Raw genomic sequence first — 20,055 nt, forward strand, 5'->3', positions numbered from 1 at the left:
TCACAGTATCTTTAAAATTATTTTCAAAAAGGTATATATTGATGATTAATTATTCTTCTTTAATTTAAGTCCTGAAACATTTATTGTTTAAACAATGGGAATATATAGGAATTTTATATAATCTGAAAATGTATAATTTTATGAAACATTATCAGGTGATCCAATAATCATAAATTTAATAAAATATAGTTGCCTCTGTATTACTTATAATACTTACCAACTTAATTCACAATAATATAACTGATAGTGGTTAATATTAGCCATCCTATTTTGATCTTACTAAGTTATTTAATACTTCACTCTACTCGAGCTCATGCCATAATAGTAATTACAAAGTGATACTGCACTTATAAACCAATCAGTCCATCTTGTATGAGACATGGTTGAAGGATGTTTTTCACAAAAAAGAGCGCAAAAATCATACAGCTAAGAATCAAGAATCAGTATATCTCTAAAAATTAAACATTAATTCATAGCCTTGACGTATTACTGAAGATAACAGCGCTAACAATACAAATTACACTTGTAATTAGCGAGATAATAAGTTATTAATTCTTATATAAAAGAGATGGAGGTAATTAGGCAATAAAAGTATATATTAAAATTATTACATTTTACAAACATTATGCCACTGATCGCTACTATTCAGCGTGGTACAATTTAGTTGATAATATTGATATATCTATAACAATTAATATACTTACAAATACATAATATGATAATGAATTAACTATATCTGATTTTTACTGATATTTAATTCTTATTATAAATATTTCATATGCAATGAGGTTAAACTATGAATAACACTGAACAGGAAATGATTAATGGTTTATTCGATCGTTTAAAAAATGCAGATAACAAGACTGCTCCGCGTGATGAAATGGCTGAAAAGTTAATTAAAGAACATATTGAAAAACACCCTGAAGCCGTATATTATATGGTTCAAGTCATTCTTATCCAGGAAGAAGCTATCAAAAAACTAAATGAACAGATTAGTAATCTAGAAAAAGACGCTGCTGCATCAAAAGATAAAGATAAAGGTAAAGGTTTTTTATCGAAACTATTTGGTATTAATGAAGTTTTTGATAGACAAAGATCATCTAGCAATAGCCAGCAAATACCTGTTGGTTCTTATGGAAAGATACAGAAAAATACTAGTATTCCATCATCAACACCAATATCTTCTTCACAAAATATAAGTTTTCTTAATAGCGCACTAAGAACAGCGCTAGGAGTGGCAGGAGGAGTAATGATTGGAGATGTGCTAAAATCATTTGTTCATCCTTCTCTATCACAAGAGGGAATTAATATTCCTACTCACCATCACCATACATCAGATGACAACACAATACTAATTAATCATATTTCTCCTACTCACCATGACAATACTGATGACGACATAAGTTCAAGTTCAATACTACAGGAAGAAATGTCGCTTTCAGATATAGATTATAACCAGGATTCAGATATAGATTATAACCAGGATGATAATAATGATTCTTTATTATATGATCAGGATGATTCAAACTATGACAATAATGAATAGGATGGCAGTTTCATATAAAAATTTATGGTTTGTTTAATAACTATTAGAAGTTAATAGTTGATTAATTGGTTAGGTGGAAAAATAATGTTAAACTATTGGAGAAAAAAATAGGTATTTAAAATTACACTCATATATATTATTGTAATAATATTTACCAATTAATAGGTACCTATATATCACATAACTAATGACTGCATAAAAATAATTTTTATGTCCGATTTAATCTATTAATAATATATTTATTAATGTTTTATTAAATATAATTACATGTCAAAATATGTGGTCTAGTACTCATATCTCAGCTAATTTGATAGCGAATATTATTCAGAATTATGAATTTACTTTCGTGTTGAGTTGAATAATCCTCATCTTTGTTAATCTAATTAATCTTTTTAAGAAAAATTAAAAGATATAATCTTCTATCCATGTAAATAAAAAAATACTCCTATGAAAATTCATTCAGGGTTATCTTATAACTAATATAATACTTCAAAAACTAAAAAGAGAAAATGCATTATGTTAGATAAAAATCGCTTACGCATAGCTATACAAAAATCTGGGCGACTAAGTGAAGATTCTCGTAAATTACTAGCACGTTGTGGTATTAAGATTAATTTACAACATCAACGTCTAATAGCTTTTGCAGAAAATATGCCAATTGATGTTATGCGTGTACGTGATGATGATATTCCAGGTTTAATAATGGATGATGTAGTAGATCTCGGCATTATAGGTCAAAATGTATTAGAAGAAGAATTCTTAACACGTCGTGCACAAGGAGAAAATCCAAAATTTTTTACTTTGCGTAAACTAGATTTTGGGAATTGTCGTTTATCATTAGCAATACCGTTAACAAAAAAATATAATACAATAAAATGTTTAAATAATCTTCGCATTGCTACTTCTTATCCACATTTATTAAAAAAATATTTTGATAAATATGAAATTTTTTTTAAATCCTGCTTATTAAATGGTTCCGTAGAAGTTGCTCCCCGTGCTGGTTTAGCTGATGCTATTTGTGATTTAGTTTCTACTGGTGCTACCTTAGAGGCTAATGGTTTACGCGAAGTAGAAATTGTATATAAATCAACAGCAGTACTTATACAGAGACCAGGTAGTATATCATCTAGTAAACAAGAATTAATCAGTAAATTACTTACACGAATTCAAGGGGTTATTAAAGCACAAGAATCAAAATATATTATGCTACATGCTCCACGGGAACGTATACAAGAAATTATGAATTTACTGCCAGGAGCAGAATATCCAACTGTAGTTCCACTAGCAGGCGAAACAAATAGAGTGGCTATGCATATGGTGAGTAGTGAAAATCTCTTTTGGGAAACTATGGAAAAACTTAAGTCTTTAGGATCTAGTTCTATTCTTGTTTTGCCGATTGAAAAAATGATGGAGTAAAATGATGAAAAAATTTTATGTACCAGTGCAATGGGAAAAATGTAATGTTAAGGAACAACAATCCTTGCTAGCAAGACCCCTAATTATAACTTCTAATAAAGTTACTCAAACAGTGCAGGACATAATAGAACGAGTAAGAAGCGATAGAGATAAAGCTTTACGTAGTTTTAGTCTACGTTTTGATAAAATCAAAATAAATAAATTTCAAATCGATAGCCATCATATTGCTCAAGCTGATGCAGCTATAGATAAAAATCTTAAACATGCAATAAACAAAGCTTTTATAAATATTAAAACTTTTCATAAGGCACAAACATTAAAAACAATAGATATTGAAACACAACCAGGAGTACGTTGCCAACAGGTTACACGGCCAATAAATTGTGTAGGATTATATATTCCTGGAGGTTCAGTAACACTATTTTCTACCTTATTAATGTTAGCTATACCAGCAAAAATAGCCGGTTGTAACCGCATAGTAGTATGTTCACCTCCACCAATTACTAATGAGATATTATATTCTGCATATTTATGTGGCATCACAGAAATATTTCAAATAGGTGGAGCACAAGCAATTGCTGCTCTTGCATTTGGAACTGAATCTATTCCTAAAGTAGATAAAATATTTGGACCAGGTAATATATATGTTACTGAAACTAAAAGACAGGTTAGTCAATATTTTGATGGAGCAGCCATAGATATGCCTGCAGGTCCCTCAGAAATTATGATCATTGCGGATAACAGTGCTAATCCTGCATTTGTGGCCGCCGATTTGCTTTCACAAGCAGAACATGGAGCTGATTCACAAGTGATTCTCTTAACTCCTGAAAAGACAATTATTAGTAATGTCATAGAAGAGATACAACAACAGATTAATCATCTCAAGCGTAAATTGATCATAGAAAAATCTTTTGATAATAGCTCGTTGATTATAGCTAGAGATTTAGATCAATGTCTACAGATTGCTAATCAATATGGACCGGAACATTTAATTATTCAAACAGAAAATCCGCGGGATTTATTAGAAAAAATTACCAATGCTGGTTCGGTATTTTTAGGTAAATGGTCACCAGGATCAGCTGGAGATTATGCTTCTGGTACTAATCATGTACTACCAACGTATGGTTATACAAATACTTATTCTAGCTTAGGTGTAATTGATTTTCAAAAACGTATGGTAGTACAAGAACTAACACAATTAGGATTAGTAAATTTATCAGAAACAATTCAAATATTAGCAGAATATGAACAAATGGAAGCCCATAAAAAAGCTGTTGCTCTACGTATAGCTGCAATATAAGGGACATGAATGAATTTTAATATTAAGGCACTAGCACGTAAAAATATCCAGACATTAATTCCTTATCAATCAGCACGTCGTATAGGAGGAGTAGGTGATATTTGGTTAAACGCTAATGAATATCCTTTACCTATATCATATTCATTATCAGCACCCTTACTGAATCGTTATCCTGAATGTCAACCAAATAAAGTGATAACTAGGTATGCTAATTACGCTAATTTAAGTCCAGATCAAATTTTGGTTAGCAGAGGGGCAGATGAAGCTATTGAATTATTAATACGTACTTTTTGTGAACCTAACCAAGATGCTATATTGATATGTCCGCCAACATATGGTATGTATAAATTTAGTGCGATGACTCTGGGAGTAAAATGTAAAGCTATCAACACTGTATTTAATTGGCAGCTTAACTTATCAGCTATCAGCGATCAACTAGATGATATTAAAATCATATTTCTCTGTAATCCAAATAATCCTACGGGAAATATTCTAAATCCTAGGGATCTTAAGTCATTATTAAAAATAATAGATTCCCAAATAATATTAGTCATAGATGAAGCGTATGTGGAATTTTGCCCTGAAGCTACCATTGTGGAATGGATAAAAGATCATCCAAATTTAGTCGTGTTACGAACTTTATCTAAAGCTTTTGCATTGGCTGGTTTACGCTGTGGATTTACCTTAGCTAATCCATTAGTTATTAATTTATTACTCAAAGTAATTGCTCCTTATCCCCTTTCTACTTTAGTAGCAGATATTGCCAGCCAAGTATTAAATACTAAAGGCATTGAAATGATGCGTCAACGTGTAAATGAAATAACAAATAATCGTTCTTGGTTGTATAAAAAACTTACTGAGTGTCCATATGTAGAAAAAATTTTTCCAAGTGAAGCTAATTACATATTAGTATGTTTTTATAATTATCACGAAGTATTTAAATATCTTTGGAATAAGGGTATTATTCTTAGAGATCAAAATAATAATTACGGTTTAAAAGGATGTGCGCGTATTTCTATTGGTACTATTGATGAATGTAAAAAACTAATTGATGCTTTACACATTTTACCAATGGGATAAAAACATGAATCAAAAAACTCTGTTCGTAGATCGAGATGGTACTATTGTCACTGAACCCCAACAAAATTTTCAAATAGATCATGTCGATAAAATTAATTTTGAACCTAAGGTAATTCCCGCTTTACTGGCTTTACAAAATGTAGGTTATCGCTTAGTAATGGTAACTAATCAAGATGGATTAGGTACCAGTAAATTCCCAAATGATAATTTTTATAAGCCACATAATTTTATTATGAAAATTTTAAATTCGCAAGGTATATATTTTGATGATGTCCTAATTTGCCCACATACTTCAGATAACAACTGTGAGTGCCGTAAACCAAAAACCAAGATGCTTGAGCCGTGGTTACAAAAAGGTCTAATTGATTTAGATCATAGTTATGTGATTGGAGATAGAATTTCAGATATTGAATTAGCGAAAAATATGGGAATTAAGAGTATTAAATATGGTAATAACGGAGAAAATTGGGAGAGTATTAAAAAGACATTAACAAAGATTGATCGTTATTCTATTATCAATCGTACTACGAAAGAAACAAACATTCAAGTAGAGGTATGGTTAGATAGAGAAGGCAACAGTAATTTTAATACAGGTATTGGATTTTTTGATCATATGCTAAATCAAATAGCTGTTCATGGTGGTTTTAGAATGAACATTAAAGCGATAGGTGATCTATATATAGATGATCATCATACCGTAGAAGATACTGGATTAGCTTTAGGAAGTGCATTAATAGAAGCACTAGGAAATAAAAGAGGAATAAAGCGTTTTGGATTTGTACTACCTATGGATGAATGTTTAGCATTTTGTTCACTAGATATTTGTGGGCGTCCATTTTTTCATTTTAAATCAGATTTTAAATATCAGAAAATTGGTGATCTAAGTACTGAAATGGTAGAACATTTCTTTCGCTCACTATCTTGTAATATGCTAAGTACACTTCATCTAAAAACTAAAGGTAAAAACGACCATCATCGAGTAGAAAGTTTATTTAAAGTATTTGGTAGAACATTACGACAAGCAATTCATATAGAAAATAGCAGTACGGTGCCAAGTTCTAAAGGAATACTCTGATGAATGTAGTTATTATAGACACTGGATGTGCTAATTTAGCTTCAGTTAAGTGGTCAATTAAGCACTTAGGCTATGAAGCTAAAATTAGCTGTGATTCTAATATATTAATACAAGCTGACAAATTGATTATTCCCGGTGTAGGCACTGCTCAAGTAGCTATGCAACATTTAAATCAAAATAATTTAATTAAATTAATAAAAGAATTTACTAAACCTATACTAGGTATTTGTTTAGGTATGCAATTATTAGGTATGAATAGTGCAGAAAATCAAGGAATATTAACTTTAGGTATTATAAATGAACCTGTTTTTTTTATGAATGCTCATGGTTTATCATTACCCCATATGGGATGGAATAAAATTATTAAGTCCGCTAATACTCCTCTATTTTATAATATTCCAGACAATTCTTATTTCTATTTTGCTCATAGCTATGCTATGCCATTAAATACCACCACAACTGCATATTGTTCTTATGGTCAAAAATTTACGGCTGCATTACAGAAAAATAACTTTTATGGTGTGCAATTTCATCCAGAACGTTCTGGTAAATTAGGTATCCAATTACTCAAAAATTTTTTGGAGACATAATGATAATACCTGCCTTAGATTTAATTGATGGTAAAATCATCAGATTGCAACAAGGAGATTATAGATCGTCATATGAATATGGTGATAATATATTAGCACATTTACAAACCTATGAAAAACAAGGGGCAAAAATGCTCCATTTAGTAGATTTAGATGCAGCAAAAGAACCTGATAAAAGACAAACAAAATTAATTAAATATTTAGTAAATAGTACCAATATACCTATCCAGATAGGAGGAGGTATTCGTAATTATAATGATATTATAACGATACTGGATACTGGTGTAAAAAGAGTAGTTATAGGTTCTATGGCCATAAAAAATAGCAGATTAGTTAAAGAATGGTTGAAAATGTTTCATCCAGATACTATTGTATTAGCTATAGATATACGTATTAGCGGTAATAATGAAAAAATAGTAGCAATTAACGGATGGCAAGAAATAACTTATTTTACCTTAGAACAAATAATTCAAGAATTTCTTGATTTTGGGTTAAAATATGTTCTTTGTACTGATATTTCTCGTGATGGGATGTTAAGTGGACCTAATATAGATCTTTATAAAGAAATTGTAAAGAGATACTCTTCTATTATTTTTCAAGCTTCTGGAGGTATAAGTTCTCTCCAAGATATTCAAGAACTCCGCTGCAGTGGTGTACAAGAAGTAATAATTGGGCGAGCTTTATTAGAAAACAAATTTACTTTGGCAGAGGCAATAAAATGCTGGCAAAACGTATAATACCTTGTTTAGATGTACTTAATGGTAAAGTAGTCAAGGGAAAAAAATTCCGTAATCATACTATAGTAGGTGATATACTTGAGTTAACCCAACGTTATGTACAAGAAGGAGCAGATGAATTAGTATTTTATGATATTACTGCATCTAGTGATGGTAGAGTAGTAGATAAAAGTTGGATTTATCGTGTGGCAAAAGTCATTAATATTCCTTTCTGTGTAGCTGGTGGCATTAAAAGCGAAGAAGATGCATCTCGTGTTCTTTCTTATGGTGCAGATAAAATATCTATTAATTCACCAGCATTAGCTAATCCTGCATTAATCACTAAGCTTGCTCATCGATTTGGTGTGCAATGTGTTGTCATTGGTATAGATACATGGTTCGATAAAATTAATGGTAGATATCATGTTAATCAATATACTGGTGATGAACTATGTACTCGTGTCACTTCTTGGGATATGCTTGAATGGATACAAGAAGTACAAAAATTAGGAGCCGGAGAAATAGTGCTAAATATGATGAATCAAGATGGGGAATGTGAAGGTTATGATATAGTTCAGTTAAAAAAAGCAAGACACTTATGTAAAGTTCCTTTAATTGCTTCTGGAGGAGCAGGATCTATGGATCATTTTTTACAAGCGTTTAATGAAGCTAAAGTAGATGGCACACTTGCTGCATCAGTTTTTCATAAGCAGATTATTAATATAGGGTTATTAAAAAAATTCTTAATTAAACATGGAGTGGAGATCCGTCAGTGTTGAGTGAAAAAATATTATCTAAATTGAATTGGGTGAAAACACATGGAAGAATACCTGTCATTATACAGCATAATAGCTCTGGTCAAGTTTTAATGCATGGTTATATGGATCAAGATGCCTTACAAAAAACTTTAGCTGATCATAAAGTTACTTTTTTTTCTCGGACTAAGAATCGTTTGTGGACAAAAGGTGAAAGCTCTGGTTGCTATTTAAAAACAAAGAGTATTATTCCCGATTGTGATAATGATGCTTTATTAATATTAGTAGATCCTATAAGTCCTACATGTCATTTAGGGAATGACAGTTGTTTTTTAGATAATTATCAGTCTAGTTGGGCTTTTCTATGGTTTTTAGAGAAATTAATAGCATCTCGTAAAAATAGTTCTTCTTGTGATAATTCATATACTGCTAAACTATACACTCAAGGAATCAAACGCATTGCTCAAAAAGTAGGAGAAGAGGGATTGGAAACAGCTTTAGCAGCTGTTACTAATAATCGCAACGAGTTAATCAATGAAGTATCAGATTTAATTTATCACTTGTTAGTTCTTCTCCAAATTCACGATTTAGATTTAAATGCCATTATTAATAATTTAAAAATGCGTCATTATCAACGATAAACTATTATGATAATATAACATTCACAGAAAAATTAGTAACAATGTTCTATTATTGATTTAAAATAACTAATAATTATTAGTCATTCCACTCCGTATGAAACATCCCAGGCGTATCTATACGTTTATAGCAGTGAGCACCAAAATAATCTCGCTGAGCTTGAATTAAATTTGCTGGTAGTGTTGGTGAACGATAACTATCATAGTAGGCAATAGCAGCTGAAAAAGCTGGTATTGCTAATCCATTTTGAATAGCATAAGTTACAACATCTCGCAATTCTTGTTGATAATCATTAGCAATATTTTGAAAAGATTTATCTAGCAATAAGTTAACTAGTTTTGGATTTTGTTCATAAGCATGTGATATTTTCTGCAATAGTTTAGCTCGAATAATACAACCAGCTCTAAATATTTTTGCAATACTACTGTAGTTTATATTCCAATGATTTTTATCAGAAGCTTTCTTTAGTTGAGAAAAACCTTGTGTATAACAAATAATTTTACTTAAATAAAGAGCCTGACCAATTTTATCTATAAATAGATTTGTATTTTTATTGAACACCTTTACTAAGGGACCAGATAATACGTTTGAAGCCTTCAAACGTTGAGATTTTAATACAGATAAATATCGAGCAAATACAGATGATGTAATAATTGATAATGGTTCACCTAATTCTAAAGCACTTTGACTAGTCCATTGACCAGTTCCCTTATTTGATGCTTCATCTAAAATGAAATCAATTAAGTAATTGCCTTTATCATCGATTTTATGAAAAATATTTTGAGTAATCTCAATAAGATAGCTATTTAATTCACCTTTATTCCATTGCTTAAAAACATTTGCTATTTCTTCATTATTCAATTTTAAAAGTTTATTTAATAAAAAATATGCTTCCGAAATTAATTGCATATCACCATATTCAATACCATTATGTACCATTTTAACATAGTGACCTGATCCATTAGGACCTATATAATTAACACATGGTTCATCTTTAAAGTAAGCAGCTATCTTTTTTAGAATTGGAGCAACTATTAGATAAGCTTCTTTATGTCCACTAGGCATAATTGCCGGACCTTTTAATGCTCCCTCTTCCCCTCCCGATATACCTGCACCAATAAATTGAATTCCATGTTTAGTAAGATATTCGCAACGTCTAATAGTATCTTTATAAAATGCATTGCCACCATCAATTAAAATATCACCTTTCTCTAAGTCATACATTAAAGAATTTATAATATCATCTGTTGATTTTCCTGCTTGTACCATGAGAAAAATACATCTAGGTTTTTCCAGAGATTTTACAAAATCTTTTAAAGAAAAAAAAGGTACAAGATGTTTAAAAGGATGTTGTGCTATTATTTCATTTGTTTTTTCGCATGAACGATTAAATATGGATACCGTATAACCACGACTTTCTAGATTCATGGCTAAGTTACGTCCCATAACTGCCATACCTATTACACCTATTTGTTGTTTAGACATTATATGCTCGATTTTTAAATAAAGTAGTATACGACGATACTATATATGAATCAGTTGAATTAACCAAGGTATTAAATTAAATTACAATATATAATGATTATATTTATCAAGCTGCGATAATTAAATTCATTATTATACTGAGAGATAATGTTATACAGTATCACTGCTTTGATATTTTATGACAATAGTCGGAATATTTTTTTTATGTACTAATTGCTACTTGAAAAATTCAATGTGATAAATTATTAGGTCTTCCTCTTATATATTCACTAATTTGATCTGATTCATGAACTATTCTATTATAGCAGAAGAATGTGTATCCACGTTTTTTACTCCAATATTGCATCAAGCACTAATGAGTTTAAAACGTGTATATGCAGTATGCAGCAGTGCCACCTCCTAGATAACTAAATTCGGAATAAGGTATGCATGACTCTATAAACTGTAGCAAATGAGTTAAACACAAAATGAAATATTCATACATCAAATATCTGTTTTAATAAGGTAATGTTTCGATAAATATTATATAATAAAACATTACAGCACATATTGTAAACCCGCAACCAACGCAAAGCACTAATATTACAATTATGGAAAATATATTTTTAATATCTTAATAATTATTAGATAGATTGATAACCTAAAAAATATTAATTACTCTACTTTTATAAATTCATTAGAAAAATTCTTAAATAATTACGAGGGATCTGAAGCGATACGACTACTAGTAGCTCCTTGTTGATTAAGATATTTAGCATCTTTACGAGAATTATAAGGTCTTTCTGCTGGACCAGTTAGTAATTCAAAACTTAATGCACCAATAAGCATTCCAGGCTTTAATGCCAAAGGCAATTTTCCTACATTAAAAAACTCTAAAACAATACTCCCTTGCCAACCAGGATCAATACGATGAGCTGTAGCATGTACCATTAAACCAAGACGTGCTAATGAAGATCGTCCATCTAACCATCCAACTAGATTATTCGGCAAACTTACTGATTCCAAAGTAACTGCAAGTACTAACTCTCCTGGATGCAAGAAAAAAACCTGTCCATCTGAAAGCACTATTTCATTGCTGACAACTTGATTTAATATAGTATTTGTTTTACTTTGAGATCCACTTAAGTCAATAAATGGTGCATTATATCCATTAAAAACCCTAAATTGATTACCTAAACATATATCTACGGTAGCTCCATTAATACGTTGAATAGGTGGTTTTGGGGTAATATTTAATTTATGGTTATCTAACCAATTTTTTATATCCCTATCACACAGCCGCATTAATATTCTTCTCCTGCATCCATTATACTAAAAAAAAATTTCCTAATTTATATTAATAATTTTTTATGAGATTTAATCTACACCATAGTACCAGGACAGCAAGCAAATTTAAAAATACTCATTTCTGTTTTATAGTATAAGTAAAGATATCATAAAAAAATTGATAAAATCTAAATAAATACCCATAGCACCTATTATGGAATAACGGCGCATTTGATCTTGATTATTTAAATTCACATTTTTATAAATTGTTTTTAGTTTTTGAGTCTCATATGCTGTTAAAAACACAAACAGTATTACGCTAATGTATGTAATGAATGAGTTTAGCGAATTCAACTTAATATTTACCAAATAAGCTGACATAACTCCAATTACACCAATCTCACATAAATTATGAAAAACACTTAAATCCTGTTTAGTTAAGTACCCATATAAACTTATGGTAACAAATATACCAGCTGTGATAACAACATCACTGCTCACAGAAGCCGCTGTATAAAAAACCACTATACTTGATATTGTTAAGCCAACAAGAGATGAGTAAAACATAAACAACATCGTAGCCACACGACTATTTAGTTGCTCTAATACACCAGAAATTGTAGAGACTACAAAAAATTGTAATAGCATTACAGTCAAAACTAGTTTTTTACTTGATAACACTCCTGCAACACTAGGTGTATGAATTGCAAACCAAGAGACAAAAGCTGTTAATAACAAACCACAAGTCATCCAACCATATACTTGATAAAGATAATCTTGTAAAAGAGGGTTCTGTCTTATCATAGAACTATTAGTATGTGCATATCTATGCATATTAGATAAACCTCTCCAATCCAATAAGATATTTTGTTGTACAACTTTTCAATAATTAAAAAATATTAATTATTAAGCTACAGACAACTTATTTTATAAGTTATCTATATTCTTCCTATAGATATTGATCAATGCTATAAATATTTATTTAATTATTACATTTATCTTTTTGATATAATAGATAGTTTTAAATATTTCGTATATATACTATATACAAAATATATTTATCTGGCAAATATTTTAAAATTATCTGGATAGATTATTCCATCTATTAACCAATTTAATATCTTTTATTCTCATACTTATCCATTCATTACCTTGAATAGTAGCTTCTTTTTTCCAAAAAGGAGCATGTGTTTTTATATGGTCCATGATAAACTCTGCTGCTGAAAAAGCACTACTGCGATCTAAGCAACTAACTCCTACTAGAACTATATTGTCTCCAGAAGAAAGCTCGCCTATACGATGTATTACTATAATACGATGTAATATCCACCTATAACTTGCATCAATAATGATTTTTTTTAAAATTTTTTCTGTCATTTCTGGATAATGCTCTAAAGTTAATCGCAAAACCCTTTTATCATCATTATGACTACGTACTTTACCAGTAAAAGTAACAACTGCTCCATCTCGATCACATGCATTTAGCCATTGATATTCCTGGCAAATATTAAAAGGACTATTTCCTACACATATCTTTATTTCCATCTCAGCCTCCTGTCACCGGTGGAAAAAAAGCTACTTCATCACCATCAGTCAAATGGTAATTCATAGGTACTAATGTGTGATTTACAGATGATAGTAAAGTATTTGTGTCCAACGCTATTGCCCATTGACTACCACGATTAATTAATGATCTACGCAATGATTCTACATCTGTATACTTATTTTCTACAAATAGCTGACTAATACCTACTAATTCTCTTATTTGAGCAAAAAACATAATTTTTATCATAATTATTTCTCATACAGGACTATTTTATGGTCATAAATACTATATAAATATATCTCACTTGATTAAATTTTAAATGGATATTTTCACCATGAAATTTTAATGATTTATTGAAAGAAATATTATTCAGGCAATGTCATAATATATAATGTAATTATAACAAATGCTTACTAAAATTTAGTATTTCAATAATTAAATTAGTTACTAATATTAGTCCTTACAATAATAGGTTAAGGTATGATTTTTAAAAAATCTAAATTGAGATAATTATTCCAATTAGTAAATACAAGATCATTATTAAGCCAAGGAATATTACCTAAGCAAGGAGCGCGTAAAATATTTCTGAAAATCTTTATATAATCCTCTTGCCATTTATCTGATAATTCAGTTGCATTAGTAATCCACCCCATCAATTGTATACCACTAGCAATTATTGCCTTAGCCGTTAATAACGCATAATTAATACAACCTAATTTAAGATTAATTACTAAAATTACCGGTAGGTGTTCTCTTATTACCCAATCTGCCATCGTAGATTCCATAGAAATAGGTGTATACCATCCACCTACTCCTTCTATTATGATTAAATCTGCTTTTGACTCGAGTCTTCTCAACCCTTGAGAAATAATATTTAGTATAATTGGTTTACCCTCATGTAAACTATTTATATGAGGAGAAGTAGGTTCTGTAAAACTAAAAGGATTAACTTCATTATAAGCAAGTTGCACATTGCTATACTTTTTAAGTATCAAAGCATCTTCATTACAAATATTATTTCCGATTTTTTTCCCACCACATGCTACTGGTTTATACCCTGCTGTACTCAATCCTCCTTTTCCAGCAATTTCTAATAATGCTCTACTAACTACTGTTTTACCAACATTAGTGCCAATTCCAGTAATAAATAAAGACTTCATTTATTAATTATCCCATATATTAATTGATAGGTTAAAGGATAGCCTCTAGCATCATGTGGCCAGAAAGTTTCTAATTTAGCTAAACGGTCGCGTGTTAACAATATATTGTTATTACGTCCTTGATGTAAATAAGTAGCTCCTATGCCTTTTAAAGAACGCATGGCACTAATTGCAGTTGGGAAATATAATGTAATTATTTGATGTTTAAGATTCACTGTAAAACCTTTACAAGCATAATAGATGTCATCTTTACTTAAAAAATGATTAGCATGTGAATAATCATCAATATGACGCCAAGCATCATGTATCTCTTGCAAAGAACCTGCTATTAAAGTAGAAAAGACTATAAATCCTCCGATTTTTGTCACTCGAACAAAATGACATAGTGCTCTACGTAGATCAGTACTCCATTGGACTACTAAATTACTCCATACTATATCCATGCTCTCCTTTAATAAAGGTAAGGAATCAATATCACCAATAAGATATCTATCAGCTGATGTGTTGTTACGTGCTTGTATTAACATCTTTTCCGATATATCTATAGCAGTAACTCTATATCCACGTTTTCGCCAAAATGTACTATACCATCCCGGGCCACATCCTGCATCAAGAAGATCTCCAGTAAAGTTAAATGGTAGTAAACTTACCATTTTGTCACCAATCAATCTCTGTAATTCGGAAAATTTATTGTAATGAACCGCAGCACGACCGAAAGCATGTGCGATCTCAAGCTTATTTACTGGCAACTTCATGTAGTGCCTCCAATAATCTATCAATATCTTCTAATTCATGTGCTGCTGTTAAAGTTATACGTAGTCGTGATGTACCAACAGGAACTGTAGGAGGACGTATTGCCGTTATCCAAAATCCAGCCAGACGTAAACGATAGGCTAAATATAACGCCAATGAATTTTTGCCGACTACTAACGGTTGAATGGCACTTGTAGACTGTTTTAATAACCAAGGTAAACTTTTTGCACCTGCGCGAAAATGGGCGATATGTTGTTTTAATTTTTTTCTTAATCCGTCACCTTCTTGAATTTTTCGTAAAGCGGCTTGTAAAGCTGCAACTTGAGCTGGTGGCATAGCTGTACTATATATTAAATGGCGAGAAAATTGATTAAAATATTCAGCAGTTGCTTCATTACATAATACAGCAGCTCCAGAGACTCCAAATGCCTTCCCGAAAGTTACTATTAATATATTTGGTTTCACTTTATGTTGCCAACAACTACCTTTTCCTCCTTCACCTATTACTCCAATACCGTGTGCATCATCTACTAAAAGCCAGCTATTTTGACAATGTGTTTGATAAGCAATATCTATTAAAGGTGATTGATCTCCATCCATACTAAATATACCTTCAGTAGCAACCAAGGTATTACCTAGACAGGGCTTATTAAGATGACTAACTAAGCTATCTAATCTATTATGATTAAATCGATATAGTTTTGCTGGACTATAACTGGCAGCTTCTATTAATGAGGCATGACATAATTTATCTGCTATAATGCGATCCCGTTTTCTAGCTAATAAATAAATACACGCTTGATTAGCAATAAATCCTGAATTAAAAAGTAACGCACAAGGATAATCTAACCATTTAGCTAAATCCTGTTCTAATTGAAATTGTTGTAGACGATATCCAATTACTTGGACTGAAGCACCTGTGCCTGCTCCTAATTCAGCACCTTGCTGCCAGTGTTCAATAATCATTGGATTTTGACTTAATCCCAGATAATCATTAGAAGAAAAATTTAGATATTTACGACCTTTACTAATTAGCCAACGAGTAGTATTATATTCAATGATAGGGCGTTGACGTAAAGCATCCATACTCAATCTAATGGATAATTCCTTGTTTATTCGCTCAGACCAACTCATCAAGTAGCCGCAGCATTATAGAATTGTTTATTTTTTTTGTCGGTTATTTGATTATTAAGTTCATTTTTATACTCATCATAATCTCTATCGATATTTATTGGTTCAGCCCGTAATCCTAATTTACGAAATAACATTAAATCCTCATTTTCTTTGGGATTAGGTGTAGTCAGTAATTTGCAACCATAGAATATAGAATTTGCACCTGCCATAAAACACATAGCTTGTGTTTGATCGTTCATTTTTTCACGACCGGCAGAAAGACGTATACGCGAAGTTGGCATCATGATTCTGGCAACAGCAATAGTACGAATAAAATCAAATGCATCAACATCTTTGTTATTTGATAACGGAGTTCCTTCTACTTTTACTAACATATTGATAGGTATGCTTTCAGGAGGTATGGGAAGATTAGCTAACTCCAGTAACAATTCTGCACGATCATTCACCGTTTCACCCAAACCAATAATTCCACCAGAACAAATTTTAATTCCGGCTTCACGAACTTTATTTAAAGTATCAAGACGTTCTTGATATTTACGAGTAGTAATAATACTATTATAAAATCTAGATGAAGTATCTAGATTATGATTATAAAAATCAAGACCAGCTGCAGCTAAACGAGATGCCTGACTAGCATTAAGAGTTCCAAGTGTCATACAAGTTTCTAATCCTAGGCATTTTATTTCTCTTATTATTTGTTCCAAATAAGGCATATCTCGTTCTTGAGGATTTTTCCAGGCAGCTCCCATACAAAAACGACTTGACCCAGATTGTTTTGCTTGACGAGCTTTTTCTATAACTGATTGTATTTTCATAAGTGGTTCGGATTTTAAATTAGTTTTATAATGAGAACTTTGTGGACAATATTTACAATCTTCAGGACAAGCTCCAGTTTTCAGTGATAACAAAGTGCTAATCTGAATCTGAGAAGGATCAAAGTGTTTTCGGTGTATTTGCTGAGCTTCAAACATCAATTCTAGAAAAGGCTTCTCAAAGCATCTTTGAGCATCTTTTAATTTCCATTGATGATTATTTAGCATTATTTACTCCTAAAAGTAGTATTTTAAATAATTATGTATGTAAACTAAATGTTTTGATTATGATTTACAAGAGAGATGTTCAATTTTGACGATTTTACTTTTGATCGCCAACATATTTGGCACCCATATACTTCTATGCGTAATCCCTTACCATGTTATGCTGTAGTAGCTGCAAAGGGTTGCTGTTTAGAATTGGCTGATGGACGTAAATTAGTCGATGGTATGTCATCGTGGTGGTCAGCTATACATGGTTATAATCATCAACGTTTAAATCATGCTTTAAAAAAGCAAATAGATTACATGTCACACGTAATGTTTGGAGGAATTACACATCCTGCCGCTGTATCTCTTTGTCGGAAATTAGTAGGAATCACACCAAAAGAATTACAATGCGTTTTCCTATCGGATTCAGGATCAGTTGCTGTCGAAGTATCAATGAAAATGGCTATGCAATATTGGTTAGGTCGTGGAGAAAAACGTCCAAAATTTTTAACAATAAAGGGTGGATACCATGGAGATACATTATCTGCAATGTCAGTGTGCGATCCAGATAATTCTATACATAGTTTATGGCGAGGATTTGTGCCAAAAAATTATTTTACTGTTGCACCCAACTGTAGTTTTTATAGTTCTTGGAATGAAAGTGAACTAGATGATTTTTATAAAAAAGTAGAACAACATCATAATAATTTAGCAGCAATTATTTTAGAACCAATAGTACAAGGAGTGGGTGGTATGCGTTTTTACCATCCCTGTTATTTGCAAAGAGTTAGAGAAGTGTGTAGTCACTATGGTTTACTATTAATAGCAGATGAAATTGCTACGGGGTTTGGACGTACGGGTAAATTATTTGCTTGTGAACATGCAGATATTGTGCCTGATATCATGTGTTTAGGTAAGGCACTTACAGGTGGTACTATGACCTTAGCTGCTACTTTAACTACCAATGATATAGCACATACTATAAGTAGTGCTACAAATTGTTTAATGCATGGTCCTACTTTTATGGGTAATCCACTCGCTTGTGCGGTTGCTTGTGAAAGCTTATCTCTTATAATAGAAGGCAAATGGTTTAATCAAGTAGCAAATATTGAAAAACATCTAAAAAAAATGTATGTATCTTTAAATAACCATTCCAGGGTAGCAGATGTTCGAGTACTAGGTGCTATCGGAGTTATTGAAACTCACCAATATATTAATATTGCTGCTATACAAGAATTTTTTGTTAAACAAGATGTTTGGATTCGACCTTTTAATAAAGTAATTTATTTAATACCCCCTTATATCATTACTTATAAACAGCTCGATAAACTTATTAACGCAATTAGTGAAGCTCTAGATCATTCGGATTTTTTTTACTATTAATATATTTGCGTCTATTAAGACTGAGATTGTATATTATATACAACGACACATATAGGTCCATGACCCACTATATAATGTCCAATTAGGGTTAAATATCCACAATTTTGAGATATTTTATAGACGGAAATAAAATTAGATTTTTGTCCTGCAACTACTAGAAAATTTCCCGTGGTATCGATACAGAAACCACGTGGTTGTAGAGCTTTGTCCATCTTTTGATGACCTTGAATAGTCAATAATTTACCATTATTGTGGACTTTAAATATAGTAATAGTACTATTACTACGATCACACGTATACAGAAAATTGCCATTAGGTAATATATGAATATCCGCTGCCCAAAAATTTTTATCTAATCTAGTTGACATCATCTCTATATTTTGCAAACATTTAATCTTATTAGATGTATCTTTTAACTGCCATACATCAACTGTACTATTTAATTCATTAATAGAATAAGCATATTCCCCAAGAGGGTGAAATGACATATGTCTAGGACCTGAACCATAAACAGTAGTAACATATTTCTGGGGATGTTCTTTTAAGTAACCATCAGCATCTAATTGAAATAAGTATATACGATTCTGCTTTAAAGCAGTAACATATAAAATATGATTATAATTATCAATATTTGCAAAATGACAGCCATTTAATCCATTAATAATTTGAGATGGTAATTTAGGTAACCCGTCTAGATAAATAGGACTAACACTGATACAACCATAATTGTAAGAGCTACAAAAAAGATATTTCCCTAAATGATCAATTGAAAGATGACTGGGAGAAGCAGGTAAAGATACTTCTCCAGCTTTAATTAAAGTTCCATCAGCTTCTATTTTAAAAGAAATAACACCAAAATTTGGGCGCACACCTACATATAAAATTTTTTGCTTAAAATTCACTACCATTGGTTGTACTTGCCCAGAAATATTTACTTTTTGCAATAAAGTTAGCATTCCTTTATCGTTCATAATCCAAGCATATATTTGCTGACTTTCTGGACTGGAAATATAAACTATTTGTTGCATATACTTTCCTTAAGTTGTTCAAATACCGTAAAACACGGTTTTAATGAAACTAATAAATAAATCCATTTAATACAATATGTCATTAAAAAATAGTATTTTATATAAATATATTTATAATAAATAGTGTACTTTTTGTAAAAATTTTATTACGCAATAAAAGA

20 protein-coding genes are annotated in these 20,055 nt (G+C 31.0%); 10 read left to right on the forward strand and 10 right to left on the reverse strand.

Going from position 1 to position 20,055, the window contains the following annotated elements; all coding sequences use genetic code 11:
• Positions 1 to 796: 796 nt before the first annotated feature.
• The 9 genes from ICMP_RS02285 (at position 797) to hisIE (ending at position 9,119) form a co-directional block, all read left to right on the forward strand.
• Positions 797 to 1,546, forward strand: coding sequence for a DUF2076 domain-containing protein (locus ICMP_RS02285; protein WP_052456833.1), 750 nt, complete (start codon positions 797 to 799; stop codon positions 1,544 to 1,546).
• A 516-nt stretch (positions 1,547 to 2,062) separates the two neighbouring features.
• On the forward strand, positions 2,063 to 2,962 hold the full coding sequence (gene hisG / locus ICMP_RS02290) for an ATP phosphoribosyltransferase (RefSeq protein ID WP_041069531.1): 900 nt from the start codon (positions 2,063 to 2,065) through the stop codon (positions 2,960 to 2,962).
• A gap of 4 nt (positions 2,963 to 2,966) precedes the next feature.
• Entirely contained in the window at positions 2,967 to 4,262 is a 1,296-nt protein-coding gene (hisD, locus tag ICMP_RS02295) for a histidinol dehydrogenase (RefSeq protein WP_041070168.1), read from the forward strand.
• Between the two features lie 9 nt (positions 4,263 to 4,271).
• A complete protein-coding gene (hisC, locus tag ICMP_RS02300; RefSeq protein ID WP_041069534.1) occupies positions 4,272 to 5,342 on the forward strand; it encodes a histidinol-phosphate transaminase in 1,071 nt (356 codons plus the stop codon).
• A 4-nt stretch (positions 5,343 to 5,346) separates the two neighbouring features.
• On the forward strand, positions 5,347 to 6,417 hold the full coding sequence (gene hisB / locus ICMP_RS02305) for a bifunctional histidinol-phosphatase/imidazoleglycerol-phosphate dehydratase HisB (protein WP_041069536.1): 1,071 nt from the start codon (positions 5,347 to 5,349) through the stop codon (positions 6,415 to 6,417).
• Entirely contained in the window at positions 6,417 to 7,007 is a 591-nt protein-coding gene (hisH, locus tag ICMP_RS02310; RefSeq protein WP_041069539.1) for an imidazole glycerol phosphate synthase subunit HisH, read from the forward strand. The genes hisB and hisH overlap by 1 nt, the downstream gene beginning before the upstream one ends.
• Entirely contained in the window at positions 7,007 to 7,744 is a 738-nt protein-coding gene (hisA, locus tag ICMP_RS02315) for a 1-(5-phosphoribosyl)-5-[(5-phosphoribosylamino)methylideneamino]imidazole-4-carboxamide isomerase (protein ID WP_041069543.1), read from the forward strand. Before hisH ends, hisA begins: the two co-directional genes overlap by 1 nt.
• Positions 7,726 to 8,502: an imidazole glycerol phosphate synthase subunit HisF gene (hisF, locus tag ICMP_RS02320; protein WP_041069546.1), complete on the forward strand. Its 777-nt coding sequence runs from the start codon at positions 7,726 to 7,728 to the stop codon at positions 8,500 to 8,502. The genes hisA and hisF overlap by 19 nt, the downstream gene beginning before the upstream one ends.
• A complete protein-coding gene (hisIE, locus tag ICMP_RS02325) occupies positions 8,496 to 9,119 on the forward strand; it encodes a bifunctional phosphoribosyl-AMP cyclohydrolase/phosphoribosyl-ATP diphosphatase HisIE (protein ID WP_041069549.1) in 624 nt (207 codons plus the stop codon). The genes hisF and hisIE overlap by 7 nt, the downstream gene beginning before the upstream one ends.
• Positions 9,120 to 9,195: 76 nt before the next feature.
• Here the strand turns inward: hisIE and gndA are convergent, their stop codons facing one another.
• From gndA to bioB, 9 genes are all read right to left on the reverse strand, one after another.
• Entirely contained in the window at positions 9,196 to 10,602 is a 1,407-nt protein-coding gene (gene gndA / locus ICMP_RS02330; RefSeq protein WP_041069553.1) for an NADP-dependent phosphogluconate dehydrogenase, read from the reverse strand.
• 696 nt (positions 10,603 to 11,298) lie between these two features.
• A complete protein-coding gene (dcd, locus tag ICMP_RS02335; protein WP_041069556.1) occupies positions 11,299 to 11,886 on the reverse strand; it encodes a dCTP deaminase in 588 nt (195 codons plus the stop codon).
• Between the two features lie 129 nt (positions 11,887 to 12,015).
• The gene (locus ICMP_RS02340; RefSeq protein ID WP_041069559.1) at positions 12,016 to 12,702 is read right to left on the reverse strand and encodes a Bax inhibitor-1/YccA family protein; all 687 of its coding nucleotides are present in this window, start codon (positions 12,700 to 12,702) and stop codon (positions 12,016 to 12,018) included.
• A gap of 246 nt (positions 12,703 to 12,948) precedes the next feature.
• Positions 12,949 to 13,413 carry a molybdopterin synthase catalytic subunit MoaE gene (gene moaE, locus ICMP_RS02345; protein WP_041069562.1) on the reverse strand — a complete coding sequence of 155 codons (465 nt, stop codon included), beginning with the start codon at positions 13,411 to 13,413 and terminating at the stop codon, positions 12,949 to 12,951.
• A gap of 1 nt (position 13,414) precedes the next feature.
• Entirely contained in the window at positions 13,415 to 13,660 is a 246-nt protein-coding gene (moaD, locus tag ICMP_RS02350; RefSeq protein WP_041069565.1) for a molybdopterin synthase sulfur carrier subunit, read from the reverse strand.
• A 227-nt stretch (positions 13,661 to 13,887) separates the two neighbouring features.
• Positions 13,888 to 14,574 carry a dethiobiotin synthase gene (bioD, locus tag ICMP_RS02355; protein WP_041069568.1) on the reverse strand — a complete coding sequence of 229 codons (687 nt, stop codon included), beginning with the start codon at positions 14,572 to 14,574 and terminating at the stop codon, positions 13,888 to 13,890.
• Positions 14,571 to 15,329, reverse strand: coding sequence for a malonyl-ACP O-methyltransferase BioC (gene bioC, locus ICMP_RS02360; protein WP_041069571.1), 759 nt, complete (start codon positions 15,327 to 15,329; stop codon positions 14,571 to 14,573). The genes bioD and bioC overlap by 4 nt, the downstream gene beginning before the upstream one ends.
• Complete coding sequence (locus tag ICMP_RS02365) at positions 15,310 to 16,461, reverse strand: 8-amino-7-oxononanoate synthase (RefSeq protein ID WP_041069574.1); 1,152 nt, start codon at positions 16,459 to 16,461, stop codon at positions 15,310 to 15,312. Before ICMP_RS02365 ends, bioC begins: the two co-directional genes overlap by 20 nt.
• Positions 16,461 to 17,501: a biotin synthase BioB gene (gene bioB, locus ICMP_RS02370; protein WP_041069577.1), complete on the reverse strand. Its 1,041-nt coding sequence runs from the start codon at positions 17,499 to 17,501 to the stop codon at positions 16,461 to 16,463. The genes ICMP_RS02365 and bioB overlap by 1 nt, the downstream gene beginning before the upstream one ends.
• A gap of 75 nt (positions 17,502 to 17,576) precedes the next feature.
• Here bioB and bioA point away from each other — a divergent pair, with 75 nt between their 5' ends.
• Entirely contained in the window at positions 17,577 to 18,866 is a 1,290-nt protein-coding gene (gene bioA, locus ICMP_RS02375) for an adenosylmethionine--8-amino-7-oxononanoate transaminase (protein WP_041069580.1), read from the forward strand.
• 14 nt (positions 18,867 to 18,880) lie between these two features.
• Here bioA and pgl read toward each other — a convergent pair whose 3' ends face one another.
• Positions 18,881 to 19,894 carry a 6-phosphogluconolactonase gene (gene pgl / locus ICMP_RS02380; RefSeq protein ID WP_041069583.1) on the reverse strand — a complete coding sequence of 338 codons (1,014 nt, stop codon included), beginning with the start codon at positions 19,892 to 19,894 and terminating at the stop codon, positions 18,881 to 18,883.
• Positions 19,895 to 20,055: the final 161 nt, after the last annotated feature.

Origin of the sequence: Candidatus Ishikawaella capsulata Mpkobe (assembly GCF_000828515.1) — a bacterium.
GTDB lineage: Bacteria > Pseudomonadota > Gammaproteobacteria > Enterobacterales > Enterobacteriaceae > Ishikawella > Ishikawella capsulata.